Genomic DNA, 18,933 nt, shown 5'->3' with positions numbered 1-18,933 from the left:
TACTGATGGCCAGCCAAAACCCCATGGATGTGCTGCGCGAGTTGGCAGAAAAGAAACTCAACGACACCACTACCCGTCTCGGTTCGGCCCGTCAGGTACATGCTCACGAAACCACGCGCCTGGATCAGCTCAAGACCTATGCGCAAGAGTACCGCCAGCAGCTCCAGTCAACCATTATGGACAGCGGCGTATCAATTATGGCCTTACAGACGCACCAGCATTTTCTTACCTCGCTGGATGGCGTCGTGGCACAACAAGTCAGGAGAGTATCTGCCAGTCAGTACACGGTGGATGACGTGCAGGAAGCATGGAAAAAAGACAAGCAGAGGCTGAATGCTTTCGAAGCACTGAAAAACCGTGCCGACGTACAGCGATTGTTAAAAGAGAACCGGCTGGAACAAAAGTTGATGGATGAATTTGCCCGTCGCGCCAGTCAAAGGAATACATAAGATGATTATCAGACATTCAATCCCGGCAGCCACCAGTGATGCTGGACGCCAGACGGCCTCGACGTCGTCCGCGCAGGAAGAGGGGCAATTTTCTTCCGAACTGAAAAAGCAGATGTCATCAGGACAAACGCAGAAAGCAGAAGAGAGCCTTGCGCCGCAGGAAAAACCGAAGAAACCTGCCGACAAGAAAGAAGAACCGGCTGACGCCACCACCCAGGTTGCCGCCACGCCGTTACCCGCCGATCCGCTGGCCGACCTCGCCAAAACGCTGGTGATGCCAACGGATGTCACCACCGCAGATGCGCTGCTGGCGCAGGGCATACAGACCGCGCAGCCAGGCGTGGCTGAACTGGCGGCACTGCCGCAGGTAACGACGGATCCGGCTCTCGCCGCCGCGCCGGCTAACGGGCTGCCGACCAGCGCATTGCCAGTGGCTGCACAGGGTGTCGATCCCTTAACGCAGGCGTCTTTCGCCGCCGTGCTGAATAATGACAAGGAAGTCACCCCGGCAACAGCCACTAAAGAGGGCGCGACGGATGGCGTGAAATTCCAGACGGCGACCGCCGCCGCACCTTTAGCGGATAAAACCGTTAGCGGGACACAATCTCCGTTACCGGCCAGTGATGCCGCGACGCTAACGGCAAACGCGCAAACCGCGCCGGTCAGTGAAAGTTTCACCAACGCGTTGCACACGCTGAAAGCCGCCGAGCCGGTTGTCACGCCGAACGGTGTTGCCCAGGCTGCGCCAGTGACGGCGGCGGCAACTACGCCGGTCGTTTCAACGCCAGCAATGGCAACGGCCACCTTGCAGGCGGAAGTGGGCACGCCTGCATGGCAGCAGTCACTGGGCCAGCAGATCGCCGTCTTTACCCGTAATGGGGTTCACCATGCGGAGCTGCACCTGCACCCTGAAGATTTAGGCGCATTGCAGGTTAGCCTGCGTGTGAATAACGATCAGGCGCAGGTGCACTTTGTCGCAGAGAGCCATCAGGTACGCGCGGCGCTGGAATCGGCGCTGCCGAACTTGCGCACCATGTTGCAGGAGTCCGGGATTGAACTGGGGCAGAGCAGCGTAGGCGCAGACACCTCCTCTTCGGCGGGCGATACGCAATCTGGCAACGCCTCCGGACAAGGAAAGTCTGATAATGCACACGGTGAAGGCACTATTTCGGCAGAGGAAGCGCGCCCGACATTGACCCGCGTTATGCATTATTCACGCGGAATCAACACGTTCGCCTGATGACAAAGGGCGAACTGGCAAGGTGCTGACAGTAATTTCAGTTTATCAATGAATTGTCCTGGATGGGTGCTGTATTAAAATAACGGCATTCCATCAGGTCATCCGCAAAACGCATGATTCATGATTTAATTTTTATTACAGAGTTATTCATCAAATGCCGAAGAAGAAACAAGCAGCGCAAAGCGGGAAAAAAAGCCCGCTGTTGGTTTTACTTATCCTGTTAATGGTTCTTGGCGTCTGCGCAATTGGCGCATATGCCTATGTGGAAATCAGCAAACTGAAGAATCAGGTTACGCATATTAGTGATGGCAAACCTGTTTCCGCACCGGTTGTTAATGCGGTGCCGGTATATTTAGATCTCGATACGTTTACTGTCAGCCTGAAGCCGGATGAACACGACAGCGATCGCATTCTTTATATTGGCCTGACTTTAAAAGTGCAGGACGCGGCAACGAAAACGTTGCTGGAAGAACATCTCCCGGAAGTCCGTAGCCATTTATTAGTGCTTTTTTCTCAGCAAACGGCAGCGGCATTAACCGGCGATGATGCGAAGGCCATGCTTGCCGCGAAAATTAAAGATGATGTTAATGCATCACTGCCTGGTCAGCGTAAACCGATGGTGACAAACGTCCTGTTTAATGCATTTATCTTACGGTAATCATAATGTCGGACAGCATTTTATCCCAGGATGAGATTGATAATCTTCTTAATGGTGGCTCCAATAGCAGTAGCGAAAGTTCTGCAACGGTAATACCCGCTTCGGCAGAAGATAATATTAAGCCTTACGATCCTAATACGCAGCGTCGGGTTGTCCGTGAACGTTTATATTCGTTAGAAATGATTAACGAGCGTTTTGCGCGCCAGTTTCGAATCGGCTTATTTAATATTTTGCGCCGTAGCCCGGATGTGACTGCGGGAAATATTAAAATTCAGCCGTATCACGAATTTGCCCGCAATCTGCCGGTGATGACCAGACTGAACCTGATCAACATGAATCCGCTGCGCGGCACGGCGTTATTTGTTTTTTCGCCGAACCTGGTGTTTACCGCAGTGGATAACCTGTTTGGTGGCGATGGTCGATTCCCGACCAAAGCCGACGGGCGCGAGTTTACGCCAACAGAACAGCGCATTATCCAGCGCATGTTATCAATGGCCCGTGAGGCTTACGATTATGCCTGGACAACAATTTATAAGATCAGAACGGAATTTGTGCGCTCTGAATTACAGGTGAAATTTACCAATATCACCTCGTCACCGAATGACATTGTGATCACCACCCCTTTTCAGGTGGATATTGGTTCGCACAGCGGTGAATTACAGATCTGTATTCCGTTTAGCATTATCGAACCGATTCGTGAACTGCTGACGAATCCGCCGCTGGAAAATTCCCAGCATGAAAATAATCAGTGGCGCAATTCGTTGGCGACACAGATGCGCGATACCGAACTGGAGCTGGTGGTTAAATTTGCAGAAATTTCTACCCGTCTTTCCAGAATTATGAATTTGAAACCGGATGATGTGATTCCGCTGGATAGGCCCGACCAGATCGGTGGCTTTGTCAACGATGTGCCTGTTATGACAGGTAAATACGGTAGCGCGAATAATCAATATGCCATCCAGGTAGATGATTTAAAGAACTCAACATTATTAGGTTTAAAGAAGGAGTAACTGTCGTATGAGCGATATGGAACAGGATTCAGGCTCAAATAAGTCTTCGCTCGGCGACCTTTGGGGCGACGCAATGAGTGAACAGTTGTCCAGTGATAGTAATGCCGAGATGCAATCTACGGCGGAAGATGTGATGGTTAATTTGTCTGAAGATTTAAATCTGGTGCTTGATATCCCGGTCAAAATGACCGTGGAATTAGGTCGCACCAAAATGACGATCAAAGAGCTGTTAAGACTTAGCCCAGGCTCCATTGTTTCTCTTGATGGCCTGGCGGGTGAGCCGCTCGATATTTTGATCAACGGTTATTTAATTGCGCAGGGCGAAGTGGTGGTCGTTTCCGATAAATTCGGCATTCGAATTACCGATATTATTACGCCGTCTGAGCGCATGCATCGCCTGAGCAGATAATGAATACGCAGTCGCTTAATACTGTTCAACCAGTATCCGGCGGGCCAGCGATGGCCCCAGTCTCAATGAGCAATATTGTCGGCGCACTGGCGCTGGTGCTCCTGATGATTGTGGCCGTCGCGTGGGTTTTCCGCCGTACTGGTGTTGCTACACGAATGGTAAAGGGAAATAGCATTCTTTCTGTTAAACACACCCAGTCAATCGGTGCGCGCGAGCGCCTGGTCGTGGTCGAAGTGGACGACAAATGGCTGTTGCTGGGGGTGACGCAAGACAACATCACTAACCTGATGACGATGGAGAAAAAAGCGGAGCTTGAAAGCGTTAAACCGGCACCGTTTATCTCCAGTTTTCAGGCGGCATTAGTGAACTGCATTGCCCAGCGTAAAGGTGAGAGCAAAAAATGAAACGTAACGCTCACCTGCTGACGGCAGTGATCGGCACGGGCCTGACGTTGGCCGGGATCTTACTCCCTGCGCAACAGGCGCTGGCTGCCAATGCTGACCTTCTGCTTTCGCACTCCGCCAATGGCGATAGCTGGTCATTATCGGTTCAAACGCTTGTCCTGCTGACATCGCTGACGTTTTTACCGGCGATCCTGCTGATGATGACAGGCTTTACCCGCATCGTGATTGTGCTGGGGCTGCTGCGAAATGCCCTCGGCACGGCCAGTACGCCGCCCAACCAGGTGCTGCTTGGTCTGGCACTGTTTCTGACCTTTTTTGTTATGTCGCCGGTGTTCAACCGTATTTACGACGAAGCGTGGGTACCGCTCTCACAAGACAAGATTTCAATGGAAGTGGCGATTGAGAAAGGCTCACAGCCGCTGCGCGCTTTCATGCTGAAGCAGACCCGCGAAGGGGATCTGGCGCTCTTTTCCCGCATCGCCAAAGCCGGTGATTTTGCTACCGCCGCCGATGTGCCGATGAGCATCCTGGTACCGGCGTTTGTCACCAGCGAGTTAAAAACCGGCTTCCAGATTGGTTTTACGATGTTCATCCCTTTTTTAATCATCGACCTGGTGGTTGCCAGCGTACTGATGGCGCTGGGGATGATGATGGTTCCTCCGGCCACGATTTCGCTGCCGTTTAAGCTGATGCTGTTTGTGTTAGTCGATGGTTGGCAACTGGTTATCGGTTCGCTGGCGCAAAGCTTTTTTAGTTAGAGAGTAGAGAATGACACCTGAAAGTGTAATGTCGCTGGGGTTTCAGGCGACTAAGGTCGGGCTGTTAATCGCCACACCGTTATTGTTAGCTGCGCTTGTGGCGGGCCTGGTGGTCAGCATTTTGCAGGCCTCGACGCAAATCAACGAAATGACCCTGTCGTTTATTCCGAAGATCCTGACGATTGTGGTTGTGCTGATCGCCTGTGGCCCGTGGATGTTAACCACCCTGGTCGATTATATGCGTGGTTTGTTCAGTAGCCTTCCTTACCTCATCCGTTAATTATGTTTACGCTCTCGCTGGTTCACCTGTATGACCAAGTAAACCAGTATTTCTGGCCGTGCCTGCGCATGCTCGCGCTGTTCGGTACGGCGCCGATTTTCAGTGAAAAGCAGTTAAGTGCGCGGCTCAAAGTCGCGTTAGCGTTACTCACCACTTTTTTGATTGCCCCGCAATTACCGCAAAGCAGTATTGCCATCGCTTCGCTGGACGGTTTCTGGGCCTGCTGCCAGCAACTTATTATTGGTGTTGCTATCGGGCTTTCCGTCCAGTTGATTTTCGTCGCCGTGCGTCACGCGGGCGAGATTATCGGTATGCAGATGGGGCTGTCGTTTGCCATGGTTTACGATCCCAGCGGCGGCCCGACAATGCCGGTGGTTTCCCGGCTGTTAAACCTGTTCGTTACGCTGTTGTTTCTTACCTTCAATGGCCACCTTTATATGCTGGAAGTGCTGGCGAACAGTTTTGTCGCTTTTCCGGTGAGCGCCGTTCCGCTTGGTCCTGACGGGTTTATCGCGATGGTTCAGGCGGGAAGTATGGTTTTCCGTTACGGCTTGATGCTGGGTCTGCCGGTTATTACTTTGCTGCTCTGCCTCAACCTGACGATGGGGTTGCTCAACCGCCTGACACCGCAGCTTTCCATCTTTGTCATTGGTTTTCCGATTTCGTTGACCGTCGGCATGGTTGCCATGTCGCTGGTCATGTTCACGCTTGCTCCTTTCTTTGAAAACATGATGGGCGGGATTTTTGACCATCTGTTTGTGATCCTGACCGGGTTCAGATAACGCATGAAAGGACGCTTTTATTTACCGCTTTATGTCACCGGCGGTGACGCATACCAGGGAAGGGGTTATGAACCTGAAATCCTCTGTCAATACCGCTAATGTATTGATTTACAGTGAAGATCATTTTTCCGCGATGGGGCTTATCACCTTGATTAAGCTCTACCGACCAAATCTGCGCGTCAGCCATATTCGTAGTGTGGAGGAGGCGAGCCTGGCGGTAAGCGGTAAGCTGCGTGTTCTGGTGGCGGTGGCAACTCAGGCGACGAATCTGATGTCGCTGATGCAGACGATGCAGTGTTTGCGTGAGACAAAAGAAGAGTTGCCCTGTTTGCTACTCAGCGAAGATCTCAACCCCGTGCTGCCCGCGCTGTTACCGGATATTCCGACGCTGGGGCTGGATTCGCCTATTCGCACTATTTTTGAGTCGATAACCGGCTTGATGACGAAAAAAGGCGCGAAACGGCAAAAGCTTGTCGAGTTACCGCTGTTAACGCAGCGCCAGCGCGAAGTGCTCTGCCTGCTGGCCTCTGGCTCCAGCGCGCAGGAAGTTTCATCTGTTCTGGGCATTAGCCTGAAAACCGCCTACGTTCACCGCCGGGATATTCTGACGCGCCTTAATATCTGCCCGAGTTATTATCGCGGTGTCTTTACCGCCCGGTTGTCGTAAAAGGTAAACGGGCGCAGAAACAAGAAAGCCCCGGCGGTTGTTAACCAGCCGGGGCTTTCACGAGTGACCCGCAGGGGAAGCGATTATTGCAGGGTCGCGGTTGTGCCTGACACAAAGTTTAACATCGGGCTTTTTTTCATCGCCCGTGATGGTGGAATACAAAGGCTACAGGTAAAACCTTTGAACATATGTTCCGGCGTGCTAATAAAATTGCCGCCACAACAATCGCACTGTGTCTGTTTTAACATGCCGCCGTCGACAAAACGTAACAGCGTCCATGCGCGGGTTAACCCCAGCACCGGTTTTTCATCGGCTTCAGCCAGACCGTGTTCAAGATAAATACGGTAGGCTTTCAGCATTAACTCAACAGAGCGTCCCTTTTCTACTTTCTGCAAGTAGCAGTAAATATTATAGAAAATGGATGAGTGGATATTCTGTTCCCACGCCATATACCAGTCGGCAGAAAAGGGCAGCATTCCTTTTGGCGGTGAATCGCCTTTCAGCTCTTTGTAGAGCTTTAACAGCCTTCTGCGGCTGAGGCTGGTTTCACTCTCCAGAACCTGCATTCTGGCGCCGAAATTAATCAGTTCCATCGCGATTTGCGCGTCTCTGATCTCCGACATAATGCTTTTTTCGTGCAACATAGTGTCTTCCATTATGCTGCCTCGTTGCCGTCTTCGCCGAGGGTGTTAAGCAGATTGCTCGACAGAATGATCCCGGTGTGCAAGCGCTGAAGCGCATCGATACGGGAATCTTTTGTCAGGCAATTAATCACTACATCATCATCAATACGCAACCGGCTGATAAGCTGGCCGGTCGAAGAGAGCTTAATAAGTTGCGGCAGCGATAAAGTACCTAATGTTTCCAGCGTAGTGTCGTTTAAACCCAGGCGGAAACCGGCGGCAATTTTATCTTCACGGATCAGACGCTGTGCCAGTAACAAGTAGGACAGGTTCAGATCCTGAATGGACTGCATTTGTTCTTCAAAATTGTGTTCGTTCATCAAGTTGCTCCCGTAAAAACCGCCAGTCGATATAGGTTTTTACTTTTATTTAATTAATAAATATGCGAGCAACCACTTTATTTCGATAATAATCAAATTAACTAACAAGCAAAATTTTACTATTTTATTATGCAGGTGAAATTTATTATTCCTGCTTTAAATGTCTTTAGGTTGTTGCCTAAGACGGAAATAAGATTACACAATTGCCTTAATTCGAACAATCGCGAAAATGCGGAAAAAACAGGAGAATCGTAAATCCTGTTTTATGATATTTTAAAATAACTATATATTTCATATGCTTACATAAGATATTGGTACGAATATTACTTTAGTTACATAAATTTCCGCGTTGGGGGTGAGAAAGTGTCTCTTTTTCAGTAATAACTTATCCTATTGAAATGATTAGGCGTAAAGAGAATATATCCGCAGTGGTGCTATGCGTATAAAAAGGTTATTTGAGGGGGGATGGGATAAGTTGTAATGATAATTTTAAATGTTCGTGGTTTGAATATGCGAATCATTCTCTGATGTGAAAAATCGACGAAAGATGGGCTGGTGACCTGCTCACAGGCGATCTCTAAGAATAGTCTTGTTTTCAAGGCTTCTCCTCCTAATCCCCCGCGTCCTGCGGGCATATAAGAAAATCATCTGAATAGTTCATAAAACTGACTATTTACTTTGGTTATTATCGCTGTTAGTTATTATCACAAGTTGTTAACAAGTTCTCTTTAGGGTGGAATTTTATTCTGCGTTCGCCGGGCGAAAGGTGTCAGGAATCCTTAAAACCGGGCAATGGCGCGAAGAATTGCTTTTCATGCTTCCCTAATGCTGCCGCGTTTGCTGGCACGGACCGGGTAGTTGAATGCAGTACGATCCTTTTCAGCACAGGTATGCAGTCAAGAGGTTATCAGGGAGCGCGATCGCAATAGTTGTGATTGGAAGAACTCTTACTGTGAATATCTATGAGGATTTAAAATGAGCGTTGATTTTAATAGCAGGACAGGAGCCGCTAAAACGTCCGGTTCGCTTACTTTTGGGCTGAAATCGCATTATGACTTCATTGTTTGCGGTGCAGGTTCTGCCGGGTGTGTGGTTGCTGCACGTCTGTCCGAGCTGCCGGATGTCCAGGTCTTGCTTCTTGAAGCGGGCGACGATGATGTCAGCCCTACCATTTACGACCCCGGTAGCTGGCCGTTGAATTTGGGTTCTAAATACGACTGGAATTTTGTTGGGGAACCCAATCCGCATCTCAATGGCCGGCGGTTGCCCTTAAATATGGGCAAAGGGCTGGGCGGCGGTTCAAGCATTAATGTGATGGTCTGGTCGCGCGGGCATAAAAGCGACTGGGATTACTATGCCGCAGAGTCGGGCGATTCGGGCTGGGAATATGCGTCTATCCTCGACTATTACCGGCGGATCGAGAACTGGCAGGGCGCGCCCGATCAGCGACGCCGTGGTGTCGGTGGGCCAGTCTATGTTGCCCCCGCGATTGAACCGCAGCCGCTGGTACATGCCACGCTTGGGGCCGCCAGTGCATTTGGTATTCCCCGTTTTGATAGCCCGAACGGTGAGATGATGGAAGGCCCCGGCGGGGTGGCGATCGCTGATTTGCGTATTCGCAATGGCCGACGCCAGTCCATCTTTCGCTCTTATGTCTATCCGCGCATGTATCAGCCCAATTTGACGGTGGTAACCCATGCGCTGGTCACGCGTTTGCTGTTTGAAGGTAAGCAGGTGATAGGCGTAGAAGTGGTGATGAATGGTCAACTGTGCCGTATCGGCGCGCTATGCGAAGTGGTGATGTCGATGGGCGCTATCCAGACGCCGAAAGTCCTGATGCAATCAGGGATTGGCCCGCAGGAAGAACTACACGCGCACGGCATCAAGGTGGTCGAGCACCATCCTGGCGTGGGGCAGAATCATCAGGACCATATTGCTTTTGGCTGCACGTGGGAGTATCGCACACCGCAACCGGTGAATGCGGGTGGCTGCGAATCAACGCTGTACTGGAAGAGCGACACGCGTCTTGAGACGCCGGATCTGTTGCAGTGCCAACTCGAATTTGCCGTACCGTCGCCGCCGGAGGTGGGGATTGACCCGCCTGAGCATGGCTGGACGATGTTTGCCGGGCTGGCACAGCCGAAAAGCCGCGGGAGCGTGCGGTTGTCAGGCCCCGATCCTGACGATCCGCTGGTGATTGATCCTAACGTGCTCAGTGAGCCGGAGGATTTAACCGCGGCTTTCGCGACCGTTGAACTGTGCCGGGCAATTGGCAACCATCCGCATTTTGATAACCTCATCAAGCGCGAAGTGACGCCGCTGTATCGCGAACGTCATCAGATGGAGCAATTCTTGCGCAACTCAGCGGTGACGTTCTGGCACCAATCCTGTACCGCGAAAATGGGGCGTGATGCGATGTCGGTGGTCGACGGGCAACTGCGGGTTTACGGCATTAAAAACCTGCGCATTGCCGATGCGTCCGTTCTGCCAAGAATACCCGTTGGCAACATCATGGCACCCTGTGTGGTGATCGGTGAACGCGCCGCCGATCTCATTAAAGCAACGCATGGGTTGCAGGTGATGGGATCGCACTATTTTTAAGCGTAATTTTCGGGCAGGGGAAGGTTTTCCCCTGCTATTTATTAAGTTTCACAACGTCGCCATTTTTAGTCATTTGATAGGCGCCGTCATCTACGGTAAATACCAGCCCTAAGTTTTTGCTCCAGTCCACAGAAAAAACGGCTTCTTTTTCGATGCAGTTTCTTTTTGTTTTCATATCATCAAAACAAAGCCTGTCGTATTTACCTTCTTCTTTATAACCCTCGCCGAATAACCAGAAAGTGATGGTGAAATTACCATATGATGCGGGTTTGGGAATTCCATATTCTTTTTTTAAGCGATCCTTGTTTTTTAGCCACCAGTTTATTTTTGCTTTATCAGTAAGCGGAAAGTTATTCACCAGAACATCACTAAAATTTCTTCGTTGGTGTATTTCTACAATTTCCACTGGACGTAATGTCAGCCATAAAAAATAACCACCCAGCATGCATCCCAAAAGAAATAGTGCATAAAATACCATCTTTCGTTTACTAAACATAAGCGTTATCCCTTGATTTCTAATCAAATGTCGGTATGGGCTGTAGATAGTAAAGGGATTCGACAGATGGCGGAACTCATCAAACAGAATACGGCAACACTCCTGCCTTGTTACCTTCTCAAGCCCTCTGGACGCATCCGCAGCCAAAAGCAGTGACCGGGGCAGGCAAGGGCACAACACTATAACGCAGCATCTGCGATAGCGGGCAATCTCTGGGCCAGATACTCGCTCAAAAAATCGATGCACGTTTTGATACGCTGAGCGCTGGACGCGCGCCGGGTATACACCGCCCAGATATTCGCAGCCTGATACCATTGCGGCAATATATGCACCAGTTCGCCGCGCTCAATGAACGTCGCCACATCCCATGTCGAACGCAATGCAATACCGTGCCCTTTTCGCGTCCAGGTCAGCACCACGCTGCCGCTGTTTGATGAGTGACGACTATTCAACCGGCATTGAATGTGTTGCTCGCCGTCCGTCAGTAACCAGTTACCAAACGCGGAATTTTTTTCCTGAATCATCAGGCATTCATGCTGTAGCAGGGCATCAATAGATTCCGGTACGCCGTGACGCGCAAGGTAATCCGGCGACGCGCAAAGAATACGGCGGTTGGCTGCCAGCGGGCGGGCGATATACCGTTCGTTGATGTCATCACCGACGCGGATCTCAATATCGATACCTTCTTCCACTAAATCCATTTCACGAGCGCTAAGCAGTAGCTTCACGTTGATATTGGGATAGCGCAGCATAAATTCCGCCAGTGCATCCGCAATGAAACGGTGTCCAAAACCAAATGAACAACTGATGGTGATATTGCCGCTAAGCGCCCCACGCTGGCCGTTGAGGAGGCTGACAAACGTATCCATTTCGCTCACCACCTGCATCGCCCCTTCCAGCGCATTTTCCCCTTCAGGCGTTAAGCGCATGATTCGGTTATTACGAAAAAAAAGCCGCGTCTCAAGGCGCTTTTCCAGAATGGCGATCCGCTTACTGATGTATGACGGCGACAAGCCCAGTTCCAGCGCTGCGCGGGCGAAACCACCATTACGGACTACGGTGACAAAAACGTAAAGATCGTCGACGGAAGGCCAGCCTTCGAGAGGCTGGGGATGTTTTTTCCCTGGTGGCATCAATTTCATCGCGTTATTGGCAGGCCATGGATAATGAAGGTGTTATAGCACTGATTGCAGAAAAGGCCGTAATTTAGCGAGGAAGCGTTCCGGGATCTCTTCCTGCGGAGAATGCCCACAGGGTAACGCTTCACCCTCGACCAAAACCGCTTTCTCCCGCCAGGTATCCACCACGTCATACAGTTGCCCAACTGTACCGTGCGCGCCCCATAGCAACAGCAGCGGACAGTGAATGCGGGCCGAAGCATCTTCTGCATCATCCACCAAATCTATGGTTGCTGCCGCCCGGTAATCTTCGCAGACCGCGTGGATCATTTCCGGGCGCTGGTAGCAACGCAGATACTCTTGCAGGGTTTTCTCGGATGTCGCACCGGGCGTTTTTAGCTGGCCTTCAATATGCTTACGCAGAAAAAATTCAGGATCGTGCCCGATCATCGTTTCTGGCAGCGGGAAAGGCTGAATCAGGAAGAACCACCAGAAATAGCGAGTGGCAAAGGTTTTATCCGTCAGGGCGTACATCGTGGCGGTTGGCGCAATATCAATAAACGTACAGCACATGACATTCTGCGGATAATCGAGCGCCAGCCGATGGCCGACCCGCGCGCCGCGATCGTGGCCGACAAAGGCAAAACGCGCAAACCCTAACGCTGCCATCAGCATGACAATATCCTGCGCCATTGCCCGCTTAGAGTAGGCGCGGTGTGTTTCGTCGCTCTCTGGCTTGTCACTGTCGCCATAGCCGCGTAAATCGGGCAGGACTACGGTGTACTCTTTCGCAAGCTTAGGGGCGACTTTTTGCCATGTCACATGGTTTTGTGGGTGTCCATGCAGCAGCACCAGCGGCAAACCGCTACCGCCAACCGCTGCCCGGATAGTTAAATTATTCGCCAGGCGCACATCCTTAAGCGCGAACCCGTCAATAAAGGGCGAGGCGCCTTTTTCGGTTATCGTGCTCATTATTGCTGCTCCCGCTTTAACCACGGATGACGCGCATAATGTTGCTCCTCGAATTGCGTTATCCCGGCCTCATATTGCAACGTCCATTCAACCGCATCGTCTCCGCTCGCCAACATTTCGCGCTTAAGCTCGCTTATCGCAAACGGGATGACCTTATCGCTGGTCATAATTTCACACGGCGCAAGGGAAACCGTAATGTGGTTGGTCGTGATATCAAAGGCGCATTTTTTCAGGTCTTCGAAAGCCGCGTCGTCCACAGAGATGGTCAGCACACCGTTGCGCTGGCAGTTGTCGTTAAAGATCCCCGCGAACGTTGTGCCGATAAGCGCGCGGATCCCCAACTGTTTCAGTCCCCAGACGGCATGTTCGCGACTCGAACCACAGCCGAAATTAGGGCCTGTCAGCAGGAATGTCGCCCCCTGCCAGCCTGGCATATTGAGAATAAAAGCGGGATCGGGTTGACCATCGGCAAGAAAACGGCGGTCAAAAAAGACGCCTTTATCCAGCCCCTGACGATCGATCCCTTTGAGAAATTGCTTTGGCATAATGACATCGGTATCGATGTTCGCCTCCAGCATGGGGGCAAGCAGGCCGTTGATGCGCTTAAATTGTTCCATGTTATTCACTGGCCTCCAGTAACGTACGCACATCCACCAGGTGCCCGGCGACCGCTGCCGCAGCAACCATGGCCGGGCTCATCAAATGGGTTCTTGAACCTGCACCCTGTCGACCGGGAAAATTACGGTTCGTCCCCGACGCGCAGCGATCGCCGGGCGCCAGTACGTCCTCGTTCATGGCAAGACACATTGAGCACCCGGACTGACGCCATTCAAAACCGGCATCAAGAAAGATCTGTGCAACGCCCTCTTTTTCCGCCTGCTGGCGAACCTGTGAGGAGCCCGGCACGACGATGGCCCGCACATGGCTGGCGACTTTGCGTCCCCGGACAACCGCTGCCGCCGCGCGGAGGTCTTCAATCCGCCCGTTGGTGCAAGACCCAATGAACGCATGGGTGATAGGCAGCCCGCGCAGCGGCATGCCGGGTGTGAGTGCCATATAGCGTAGTGCGTTTTCCATTGCCTGACGTTTTACCCGATCCCGCTCCTGATCGGGCGAGGGGACGCAGCTGTCAATAGAACAGGTTTGATCCGGGCTGACGCCCCAGGTCACTTTCGGTGTCATGACGCGGCAATCGAGGGTGACGGTTTTATCAAAAACGGCATCCGGGTCGCTGTGAAGTGCTGACCATGCTTGCCGCGCCTGGCGCCAGAGCGCACCGGTTGGGATTTGCGGTTTTCCTTCTATATACGCAAAGACTTTCTCGTCCGGGGCGATAAGCGCACCGCGCGCGCCCGCCTCAACCGCCATATTACAGAGCGTCATTCGGCCCTCGACGCTCAGCGCTGCAATGGCCTCGCCGTCAAATTCAATGGCGTAGCCTGTTGCACCATCCGCGCCTATGCGTTCAAGCAGTTCGAGTACGATATCTTTTGCCGTACAGCCAAACGGTAATTCCCCCATCACGCGCACGCGTAAGGTTTTGAGCTTGTGATAAACCAGCGTTTGTGTCGCCAGCAGATGTTCAATTTCCGACGTGCCAATGCCAAACCCCAGCGCGCCGAACGCCCCGTAAGTTGTTGTATGGCTGTCACCGGCGGCAATAACCATGCCGGGCATCACCAGGCCTTGTTCGTGCGCAACAACGTGTTCAATACCTTGCCGTGGGTCCAGCACATCAAACAGTTCAATACCGAAATCGGCGGCGTTTTGCCTGAAGTAGTCGACCTGCAACTGTCCGCCAGCGTCGGTCATATCACTATCGCGCTGCGGTCGGGTGGGATTAACGTGGTCGATATTGAGTAAAAAATTTTGCGGTCGTCGCACTGTACGGTGGCGTTCCCGTAACCCGCTAAAGGCTTGCGGGCTGGTATATTCGTTCAGAATAGAACGGTCGATATAAAGTAATAGATGGCCTTCATTATCCAGCTCGCGGATCGTATGTGATTCAACGATTTTTTCGTATAGCGTTTTAGCCGACATGGTTATTATCCTGGGCAACCCTGTTGCAGATAAGTGTCTGGTTTATGATGACACACTATTACGTTAACGATGATTCCAGACTGGAAAGTATAAAAATACATATCGTGTTGATGCTCACATTATTTCAATAAGATTTTGCTGTATAGCCACCCACTTTTAACCCCTGGATGGGGTATGCCTGGCGTTTGCGCGGCGTTTCCATCGCGTCCGGGCATTCAAACTGCGCCCTGGATCACACTTAATCTTCTTATTCCAGTTCAGCCTGTTGAACAAGGCATATTTTCCCCCGTTCATGGCGGATACTATTTATATCAACAGTAAGAGGGTTCTGAGATGGTTCGCAAAGGGTGTAATTCATTAATTCGTGCCGAGAAAATATTAACGCATATCGCTTATGTTGGCGTGGCGAGTTATATGGAGCTCTTGAAAGAATTTCAATACCCAAAAAGTAGCTTGCTGAATTTATTAAATGTGATGGTTGATTGTGGCTTCTTAATTAAAAATGAGCATGGTCAATATGCCCTGGGGATAAAAAACTATGAACTTGGCTGCCAGGCGTTGCACCGCAAAAATATCTTCGAGGTGACCAAGCGACCCATGCAGGAACTGTCGCTGAAAAGCGGCCTGGTGTGCCACCTGGGCGCGATGGAGAGTTACTCCGCGATTTATCTCGACAAGGTAGAAAGCCCGGATTCGGTGCCGACGCGGAAAAGTTGGATCGGCAAAAAACTGGAATTACATATTACCGCACTGGGTAAAGCGTTACTGGCCTGGAAGACACGCGAAGAGCTGGATTATTTTTTAAATGTATTAACATTGCCAAAGCACACGCGCAATACGATCACCGATAAGAATTTATTCCTGGAAGAGTTGCAAAAAACACGGCTGCGTGGGTGGGCAATAGACAATGAAGAATCTACTTATGGTGCAGTATGTTTAAGTATGCCGGTATTTAATATGTACAGCCGGGTTAACTATGCGATCTCACTTTCTGGCAATCCGGTGGTGTATTCCAGTAATAAGGTCGACGGTTATCTTGAATTGCTCCGGCAATGTGCAGGGCAAATATCATATGGACTGGGATACAGAAACGAAAATGAATATTTAAGAAAAGGAAACTGAAGTCATGAGAAAATTTAAGGGAATTATTCCGCCGGTATCCAGCACATTTCACCGGGACGGGACAATTGATAAAGCGGCAATGCAGCATGTCGCCGACTTCTTAATTAATGAAGGCGTTGACGGGCTGTTTTACCTGGGCACCGGCGGTGAATTTAGCCAGATGAATACCAGCCAACGGATGGCATTAACGGAGGAAGCCGTGGCTGTCGTCGCCGGGCGAGTCCCGGTGTTAATTGGCGTTGGCTCGCCATCGACCGATGAAGCGGTCAAACTGGCCCGGCATGCCGAAGCCTGCGGCGCGGATGGCGTGGTCGCCATCAACCCGTATTACTGGAAAATCGCGTCACGCAATCTGGACGACTATTACCAGCGCATTGCCCGCAGCGTCACGCTGCCGGTGATCCTTTATAACTTCCCGGACTTAACCGGCCAGGATTTAACCCCCGACATCGTGACGCGTCTGGTTTTACAAAATGAGAACATCGTTGGGATCAAAGACACCATCGACAGCGTCGGCCACTTGCGCACGATGATCAACACGATCAAAGCGGTACGCCCGGCATTCTCCGTGTTCTGTGGTTACGACGACCATCTACTCAATACCCTGCTGCTGGGCGGCGATGGCGCGATTACCGCCAGTGCTAATTTTGCCCCGGAATTATCCGTTGGCATCTACAACGCCTGGCGTGAGGGCAATCTGGCGACTGCCGCCACACTGAATAAAAAGTTACTGCAACTGCCGTCGATCTACGCGCTGGAAACACCGTTTGTTTCGCTTATCAAGTACAGCATGCAATGTGTGGGGCTGCCTGTGGACACCTATTGCCTGCCGCCAATCCTTGAGGCTTCAGAAGAAGCCAAAGAAAAAGTACGTGCGCTGCTGGTCGCGCAGGGCATTTCACAGGCCTGAGGAGAACATTATGTCTGTTCGCGATATTTTTGCTGACGAGAATCACGATATCTACCGGGTCAGGACACACGCCGCCGGTCCACAAGGTGAATTGCCGTTAACGCCGGAGATGCTCATCAATCGCCCGAGCGGGGATCTGTTTGGCATGACCATGAACGCCGGTATGGGCTGGAAGCCCGAAGAGCTGGATCGTGATGAAATACTGCTGCTCAGTACGCTGGGCGGATTGCGCGGCGCTGATGGTAAGCCTGTCGCGCTGGCGCTGCACCAGGGGCACTACGAGCTGGATATTCAGATGAAAGCGGCGGCGGAGGTTATCAAAACGCACAACGCCCTGCCTTATGCTGTGTATGTTTCTGATCCGTGTGACGGGCGAACCCAGGGCACGATCGGGATGTTTGACTCGCTGCCTTATCGTAATGACGCATCGATGGTGATGCGCCGTCTTATCCGTTCCTTGCCCGGCGCGAAAGCGGTGATCGGTGTGGCGACCTGTGATAAAGGGCTTCCCGCTACCATGATGGCGCTTGCGTCGCAACATGACAAAGCGACGGTGTTAATTCCCGGCGGTGCGACACTGCCTGCGCAGCACGGTGAAGATAACGGCAAAGTGCAGACGATAGGCGCCCGATTCGCGAATGGCGAGTTAACGCTACAGGCCGCGCGTCGCGCGGGTTGCCAGGCATGTGCCTCCTCCGGTGGCGGCTGCCAGTTTTTAGGCACCGCCGGGACATCTCAGGTGGTGGCCGAAGGGCTGGGGTTGGCTATCCCGCACTCTGCACTGGCGCCTTCCGGCGAGCCGGTGTGGCAGGAAATTGCCAGAGCCTCTGCGCGAGCAGCGCTGCATTTGAGTAAAAAAGGTATCACCACCAAAGACATTCTCACCGATAAAGCGATTGAGAACGCGATGATAGTGCATGCGGCATTCGGCGGTTCGACCAATCTGCTGTTACATATCCCGGCCATCGCCCATCAGGCCGGTTGCCACATCCCGACGGTCGATGACTGGATCCGCATCAACAGGTTGGTGCCGCGGCTGGTCAGTGTGCTGCCAAATGGCCCGGTTTATCATCCGACCGTCAACGCCTTTATGGCAGGCGGCGTGCCAGAAGTGATGTTGCATCTGCGTGGCCTGGGGTTATTGCATGAAGAGGTGATGACCGTAACGGGCAGTACGCTGAAGGAAAACCTCGACTGGTGGGAGCACTCTGAACGTCGGCAACGATTCAAAGCGCTGCTGCGTGAACAGGAGCAGATTGATGCTGATGAGGTGATTATGTCACCGCCGCAGGCGCAAAAACGGGGATTGACCTCCACTATCACTTTCCCGGTGGGCAACATTGCGCCACAAGGATCGGTGATCAAATCCACCGCCATTGATGCCTCGGTGATTGATGACCAGGGGATCTACCACCACAAAGGCATTGCGAAGGTTTACCTGTCTGAGAAAAGCGTGATTTACGATATCAAGCACGACAACATTAAAGCCGGGGATATCCTGGTCATTATTGGGGTCGGGCCATCCGGCACCGGGATGGAAGAGACGTATCAGGTGACCAGCGCGTTAAAACATCTCTCTTACGGCAAGCATGTTTCGCTGATTACCGATGCTCGTTTTTCGGGCGTCTCTACCGGTGCCTGTATCGGCCATGTCGGGCCGGAAGCGCTGGCTGGTGGCGCAATTGGTAAATTACGCACAGGGGATATTATTGAAATAAAAATTGACTGTCGGAAGCTGCAAGGCGAGGTCAATTTTTTAGGGACAAGCGCAGATAAAAAATTACCCTCACGAGAGGAGGCCACCGCTATTTTAAATGCCAGAAATAGTCACCCGGATTTAATGCCCGACCCTGATCTGCCGGATGATACCCGACTGTGGGCGATGCTCCAGGCCGTGAGCGGCGGGACATGGTGCGGGTGTGTATATGACGTCAATAAAATCAGCAATGCATTGCGCGACTATTTTAATAAAAACTGAAAGTAAAAATAGAACATCTTGACCCTGAATAATTCG

Annotated in this window: 21 protein-coding genes; 14 read left to right on the top strand and 7 right to left on the bottom strand. The window is 51.7% G+C overall.

All coding sequences use genetic code 11. From position 1 onward, the window contains the following. Positions 1-5: 5 nt before the first annotated feature. The 10 genes from fliJ to Q5705_17230 all read left to right on the top strand — a co-directional run bounded on the left by fliJ (position 6) and on the right by Q5705_17230 (position 6,657). Positions 6-449 carry a flagellar export protein FliJ gene (gene fliJ, locus Q5705_17275; GenBank protein WLI76313.1) on the top strand — a complete coding sequence of 148 codons (444 nt, stop codon included), beginning with the start codon at positions 6-8 and terminating at the stop codon, positions 447-449. A gap of 1 nt (position 450) precedes the next feature. After that, positions 451-1,689 (top strand): flagellar hook-length control protein FliK, encoded by a 1,239-nt coding sequence (locus tag Q5705_17270; protein ID WLI76312.1) that lies wholly within the window; start codon positions 451-453, stop codon positions 1,687-1,689. Between the two features lie 154 nt (positions 1,690-1,843). Beyond that, positions 1,844-2,347, top strand: a complete 504-nt coding sequence (gene fliL, locus Q5705_17265) for a flagellar basal body-associated protein FliL (protein WLI76311.1) — start codon at positions 1,844-1,846, stop codon at positions 2,345-2,347. 5 nt (positions 2,348-2,352) lie between these two features. Continuing rightward, positions 2,353-3,357 carry a flagellar motor switch protein FliM gene (gene fliM, locus Q5705_17260; GenBank protein WLI76310.1) on the top strand — a complete coding sequence of 335 codons (1,005 nt, stop codon included), beginning with the start codon at positions 2,353-2,355 and terminating at the stop codon, positions 3,355-3,357. 7 nt (positions 3,358-3,364) lie between these two features. Beyond that, the gene (fliN, locus tag Q5705_17255; protein ID WLI76309.1) at positions 3,365-3,766 is read left to right on the top strand and encodes a flagellar motor switch protein FliN; all 402 of its coding nucleotides are present in this window, start codon (positions 3,365-3,367) and stop codon (positions 3,764-3,766) included. Further along, positions 3,766-4,170, top strand: a complete 405-nt coding sequence (gene fliO / locus Q5705_17250) for a flagellar biosynthetic protein FliO (protein ID WLI76308.1) — start codon at positions 3,766-3,768, stop codon at positions 4,168-4,170. The genes fliN and fliO overlap by 1 nt, the downstream gene beginning before the upstream one ends. Beyond that, positions 4,167-4,928 (top strand): flagellar type III secretion system pore protein FliP, encoded by a 762-nt coding sequence (gene fliP / locus Q5705_17245; protein ID WLI76307.1) that lies wholly within the window; start codon positions 4,167-4,169, stop codon positions 4,926-4,928. Before fliO ends, fliP begins: the two co-directional genes overlap by 4 nt. A gap of 10 nt (positions 4,929-4,938) precedes the next feature. Next, positions 4,939-5,208: a flagellar biosynthesis protein FliQ gene (gene fliQ / locus Q5705_17240; GenBank protein WLI76306.1), complete on the top strand. Its 270-nt coding sequence runs from the start codon at positions 4,939-4,941 to the stop codon at positions 5,206-5,208. A 2-nt stretch (positions 5,209-5,210) separates the two neighbouring features. Beyond that, entirely contained in the window at positions 5,211-5,990 is a 780-nt protein-coding gene (gene fliR / locus Q5705_17235) for a flagellar biosynthetic protein FliR (GenBank protein ID WLI76305.1), read from the top strand. 67 nt (positions 5,991-6,057) lie between these two features. After that, on the top strand, positions 6,058-6,657 hold the full coding sequence (locus Q5705_17230) for a LuxR C-terminal-related transcriptional regulator (GenBank protein ID WLI76304.1): 600 nt from the start codon (positions 6,058-6,060) through the stop codon (positions 6,655-6,657). An 83-nt stretch (positions 6,658-6,740) separates the two neighbouring features. Here the strand turns inward: Q5705_17230 and flhC are convergent, their stop codons facing one another. Together flhC and flhD are read right to left on the bottom strand one after the other, a co-directional pair. Beyond that, positions 6,741-7,298, bottom strand: a complete 558-nt coding sequence (flhC, locus tag Q5705_17225; GenBank protein ID WLI79055.1) for a flagellar transcriptional regulator FlhC — start codon at positions 7,296-7,298, stop codon at positions 6,741-6,743. A gap of 14 nt (positions 7,299-7,312) precedes the next feature. Beyond that, positions 7,313-7,660: a flagellar transcriptional regulator FlhD gene (gene flhD / locus Q5705_17220; GenBank protein WLI76303.1), complete on the bottom strand. Its 348-nt coding sequence runs from the start codon at positions 7,658-7,660 to the stop codon at positions 7,313-7,315. A 975-nt stretch (positions 7,661-8,635) separates the two neighbouring features. Here flhD and Q5705_17215 point away from each other — a divergent pair. Further along, positions 8,636-10,261 (top strand): GMC family oxidoreductase N-terminal domain-containing protein, encoded by a 1,626-nt coding sequence (locus Q5705_17215; GenBank protein WLI76302.1) that lies wholly within the window; start codon positions 8,636-8,638, stop codon positions 10,259-10,261. Positions 10,262-10,295: 34 nt separating this feature from the next. Here the strand turns inward: Q5705_17215 and Q5705_17210 are convergent, their stop codons facing one another. The 5 genes from Q5705_17210 to leuC are packed head-to-tail and all read right to left on the bottom strand — an operon-like array spanning position 10,296 to position 14,887. Further along, on the bottom strand, positions 10,296-10,937 hold the full coding sequence (locus tag Q5705_17210) for a DUF943 family protein (GenBank protein WLI76301.1): 642 nt from the start codon (positions 10,935-10,937) through the stop codon (positions 10,296-10,298). Then, positions 10,937-11,899: a LysR family transcriptional regulator gene (locus Q5705_17205; protein WLI76300.1), complete on the bottom strand. Its 963-nt coding sequence runs from the start codon at positions 11,897-11,899 to the stop codon at positions 10,937-10,939. The genes Q5705_17210 and Q5705_17205 overlap by 1 nt, the downstream gene beginning before the upstream one ends. Before the next feature lie 33 nt (positions 11,900-11,932). Beyond that, positions 11,933-12,847, bottom strand: coding sequence for an alpha/beta hydrolase (locus tag Q5705_17200; protein ID WLI76299.1), 915 nt, complete (start codon positions 12,845-12,847; stop codon positions 11,933-11,935). Further along, a complete protein-coding gene (leuD, locus tag Q5705_17195) occupies positions 12,847-13,464 on the bottom strand; it encodes a 3-isopropylmalate dehydratase small subunit (GenBank protein ID WLI76298.1) in 618 nt (205 codons plus the stop codon). The genes Q5705_17200 and leuD overlap by 1 nt, the downstream gene beginning before the upstream one ends. 1 nt (position 13,465) lies before the next feature. Then, complete coding sequence (gene leuC, locus Q5705_17190) at positions 13,466-14,887, bottom strand: 3-isopropylmalate dehydratase large subunit (GenBank protein WLI76297.1); 1,422 nt, start codon at positions 14,885-14,887, stop codon at positions 13,466-13,468. 333 nt (positions 14,888-15,220) lie between these two features. On the opposite strand from leuC, the gene Q5705_17185 reads away from it, so the two are divergent. The 3 genes from Q5705_17185 to Q5705_17175 are packed head-to-tail and all read left to right on the top strand — an operon-like array spanning position 15,221 to position 18,897. Further along, positions 15,221-16,009 carry an IclR family transcriptional regulator gene (locus Q5705_17185; protein WLI76296.1) on the top strand — a complete coding sequence of 263 codons (789 nt, stop codon included), beginning with the start codon at positions 15,221-15,223 and terminating at the stop codon, positions 16,007-16,009. 4 nt (positions 16,010-16,013) lie between these two features. After that, positions 16,014-16,919: a dihydrodipicolinate synthase family protein gene (locus Q5705_17180; protein ID WLI76295.1), complete on the top strand. Its 906-nt coding sequence runs from the start codon at positions 16,014-16,016 to the stop codon at positions 16,917-16,919. A gap of 10 nt (positions 16,920-16,929) precedes the next feature. Then, positions 16,930-18,897 carry a YjhG/YagF family D-xylonate dehydratase gene (locus Q5705_17175; GenBank protein ID WLI76294.1) on the top strand — a complete coding sequence of 656 codons (1,968 nt, stop codon included), beginning with the start codon at positions 16,930-16,932 and terminating at the stop codon, positions 18,895-18,897. Positions 18,898-18,933: the final 36 nt, after the last annotated feature.

The sequence above is a fragment of the Kosakonia sp. H02 genome (genome assembly GCA_030704225.1).
Classification (GTDB): Bacteria; Pseudomonadota; Gammaproteobacteria; order Enterobacterales; family Enterobacteriaceae; genus Kosakonia.
Note: the sequence above shows the minus strand (reverse complement) of the source record. Positions and strands in the feature narration are given on the sequence as shown.

What these genes read in the sequence shown, in the direction of transcription:
- fliJ (WLI76313.1), top strand. Translation starts at nt 6, where the DNA reads ATGGCCAGCCAAAACCCCATGGATGTGCTGCGCGAGTTGGCAGAAAAG.
- Q5705_17270 (WLI76312.1), top strand. Translation starts at nt 451, where the DNA reads ATGATTATCAGACATTCAATCCCGGCAGCCACCAGTGATGCTGGACGC.
- fliL (WLI76311.1), top strand. Translation starts at nt 1,844, where the DNA reads ATGCCGAAGAAGAAACAAGCAGCGCAAAGCGGGAAAAAAAGCCCGCTG.
- fliM (WLI76310.1), top strand. Translation starts at nt 2,353, where the DNA reads ATGTCGGACAGCATTTTATCCCAGGATGAGATTGATAATCTTCTTAAT.
- fliN (WLI76309.1), top strand. Translation starts at nt 3,365, where the DNA reads ATGAGCGATATGGAACAGGATTCAGGCTCAAATAAGTCTTCGCTCGGC.
- fliO (WLI76308.1), top strand. Translation starts at nt 3,766, where the DNA reads ATGAATACGCAGTCGCTTAATACTGTTCAACCAGTATCCGGCGGGCCA.
- fliP (WLI76307.1), top strand. Translation starts at nt 4,167, where the DNA reads ATGAAACGTAACGCTCACCTGCTGACGGCAGTGATCGGCACGGGCCTG.
- fliQ (WLI76306.1), top strand. Translation starts at nt 4,939, where the DNA reads ATGACACCTGAAAGTGTAATGTCGCTGGGGTTTCAGGCGACTAAGGTC.
- fliR (WLI76305.1), top strand. Translation starts at nt 5,211, where the DNA reads ATGTTTACGCTCTCGCTGGTTCACCTGTATGACCAAGTAAACCAGTAT.
- Q5705_17230 (WLI76304.1), top strand. Translation starts at nt 6,058, where the DNA reads ATGAACCTGAAATCCTCTGTCAATACCGCTAATGTATTGATTTACAGT.
- flhD (WLI76303.1), bottom strand. Translation starts at nt 7,660, where the DNA reads ATGAACGAACACAATTTTGAAGAACAAATGCAGTCCATTCAGGATCTG.
- Q5705_17215 (WLI76302.1), top strand. Translation starts at nt 8,636, where the DNA reads ATGAGCGTTGATTTTAATAGCAGGACAGGAGCCGCTAAAACGTCCGGT.
- Q5705_17205 (WLI76300.1), bottom strand. Translation starts at nt 11,899, where the DNA reads ATGAAATTGATGCCACCAGGGAAAAAACATCCCCAGCCTCTCGAAGGC.
- Q5705_17200 (WLI76299.1), bottom strand. Translation starts at nt 12,847, where the DNA reads ATGAGCACGATAACCGAAAAAGGCGCCTCGCCCTTTATTGACGGGTTC.
- leuD (WLI76298.1), bottom strand. Translation starts at nt 13,464, where the DNA reads ATGGAACAATTTAAGCGCATCAACGGCCTGCTTGCCCCCATGCTGGAG.
- leuC (WLI76297.1), bottom strand. Translation starts at nt 14,887, where the DNA reads ATGTCGGCTAAAACGCTATACGAAAAAATCGTTGAATCACATACGATC.
- Q5705_17185 (WLI76296.1), top strand. Translation starts at nt 15,221, where the DNA reads ATGGTTCGCAAAGGGTGTAATTCATTAATTCGTGCCGAGAAAATATTA.
- Q5705_17180 (WLI76295.1), top strand. Translation starts at nt 16,014, where the DNA reads ATGAGAAAATTTAAGGGAATTATTCCGCCGGTATCCAGCACATTTCAC.
- Q5705_17175 (WLI76294.1), top strand. Translation starts at nt 16,930, where the DNA reads ATGTCTGTTCGCGATATTTTTGCTGACGAGAATCACGATATCTACCGG.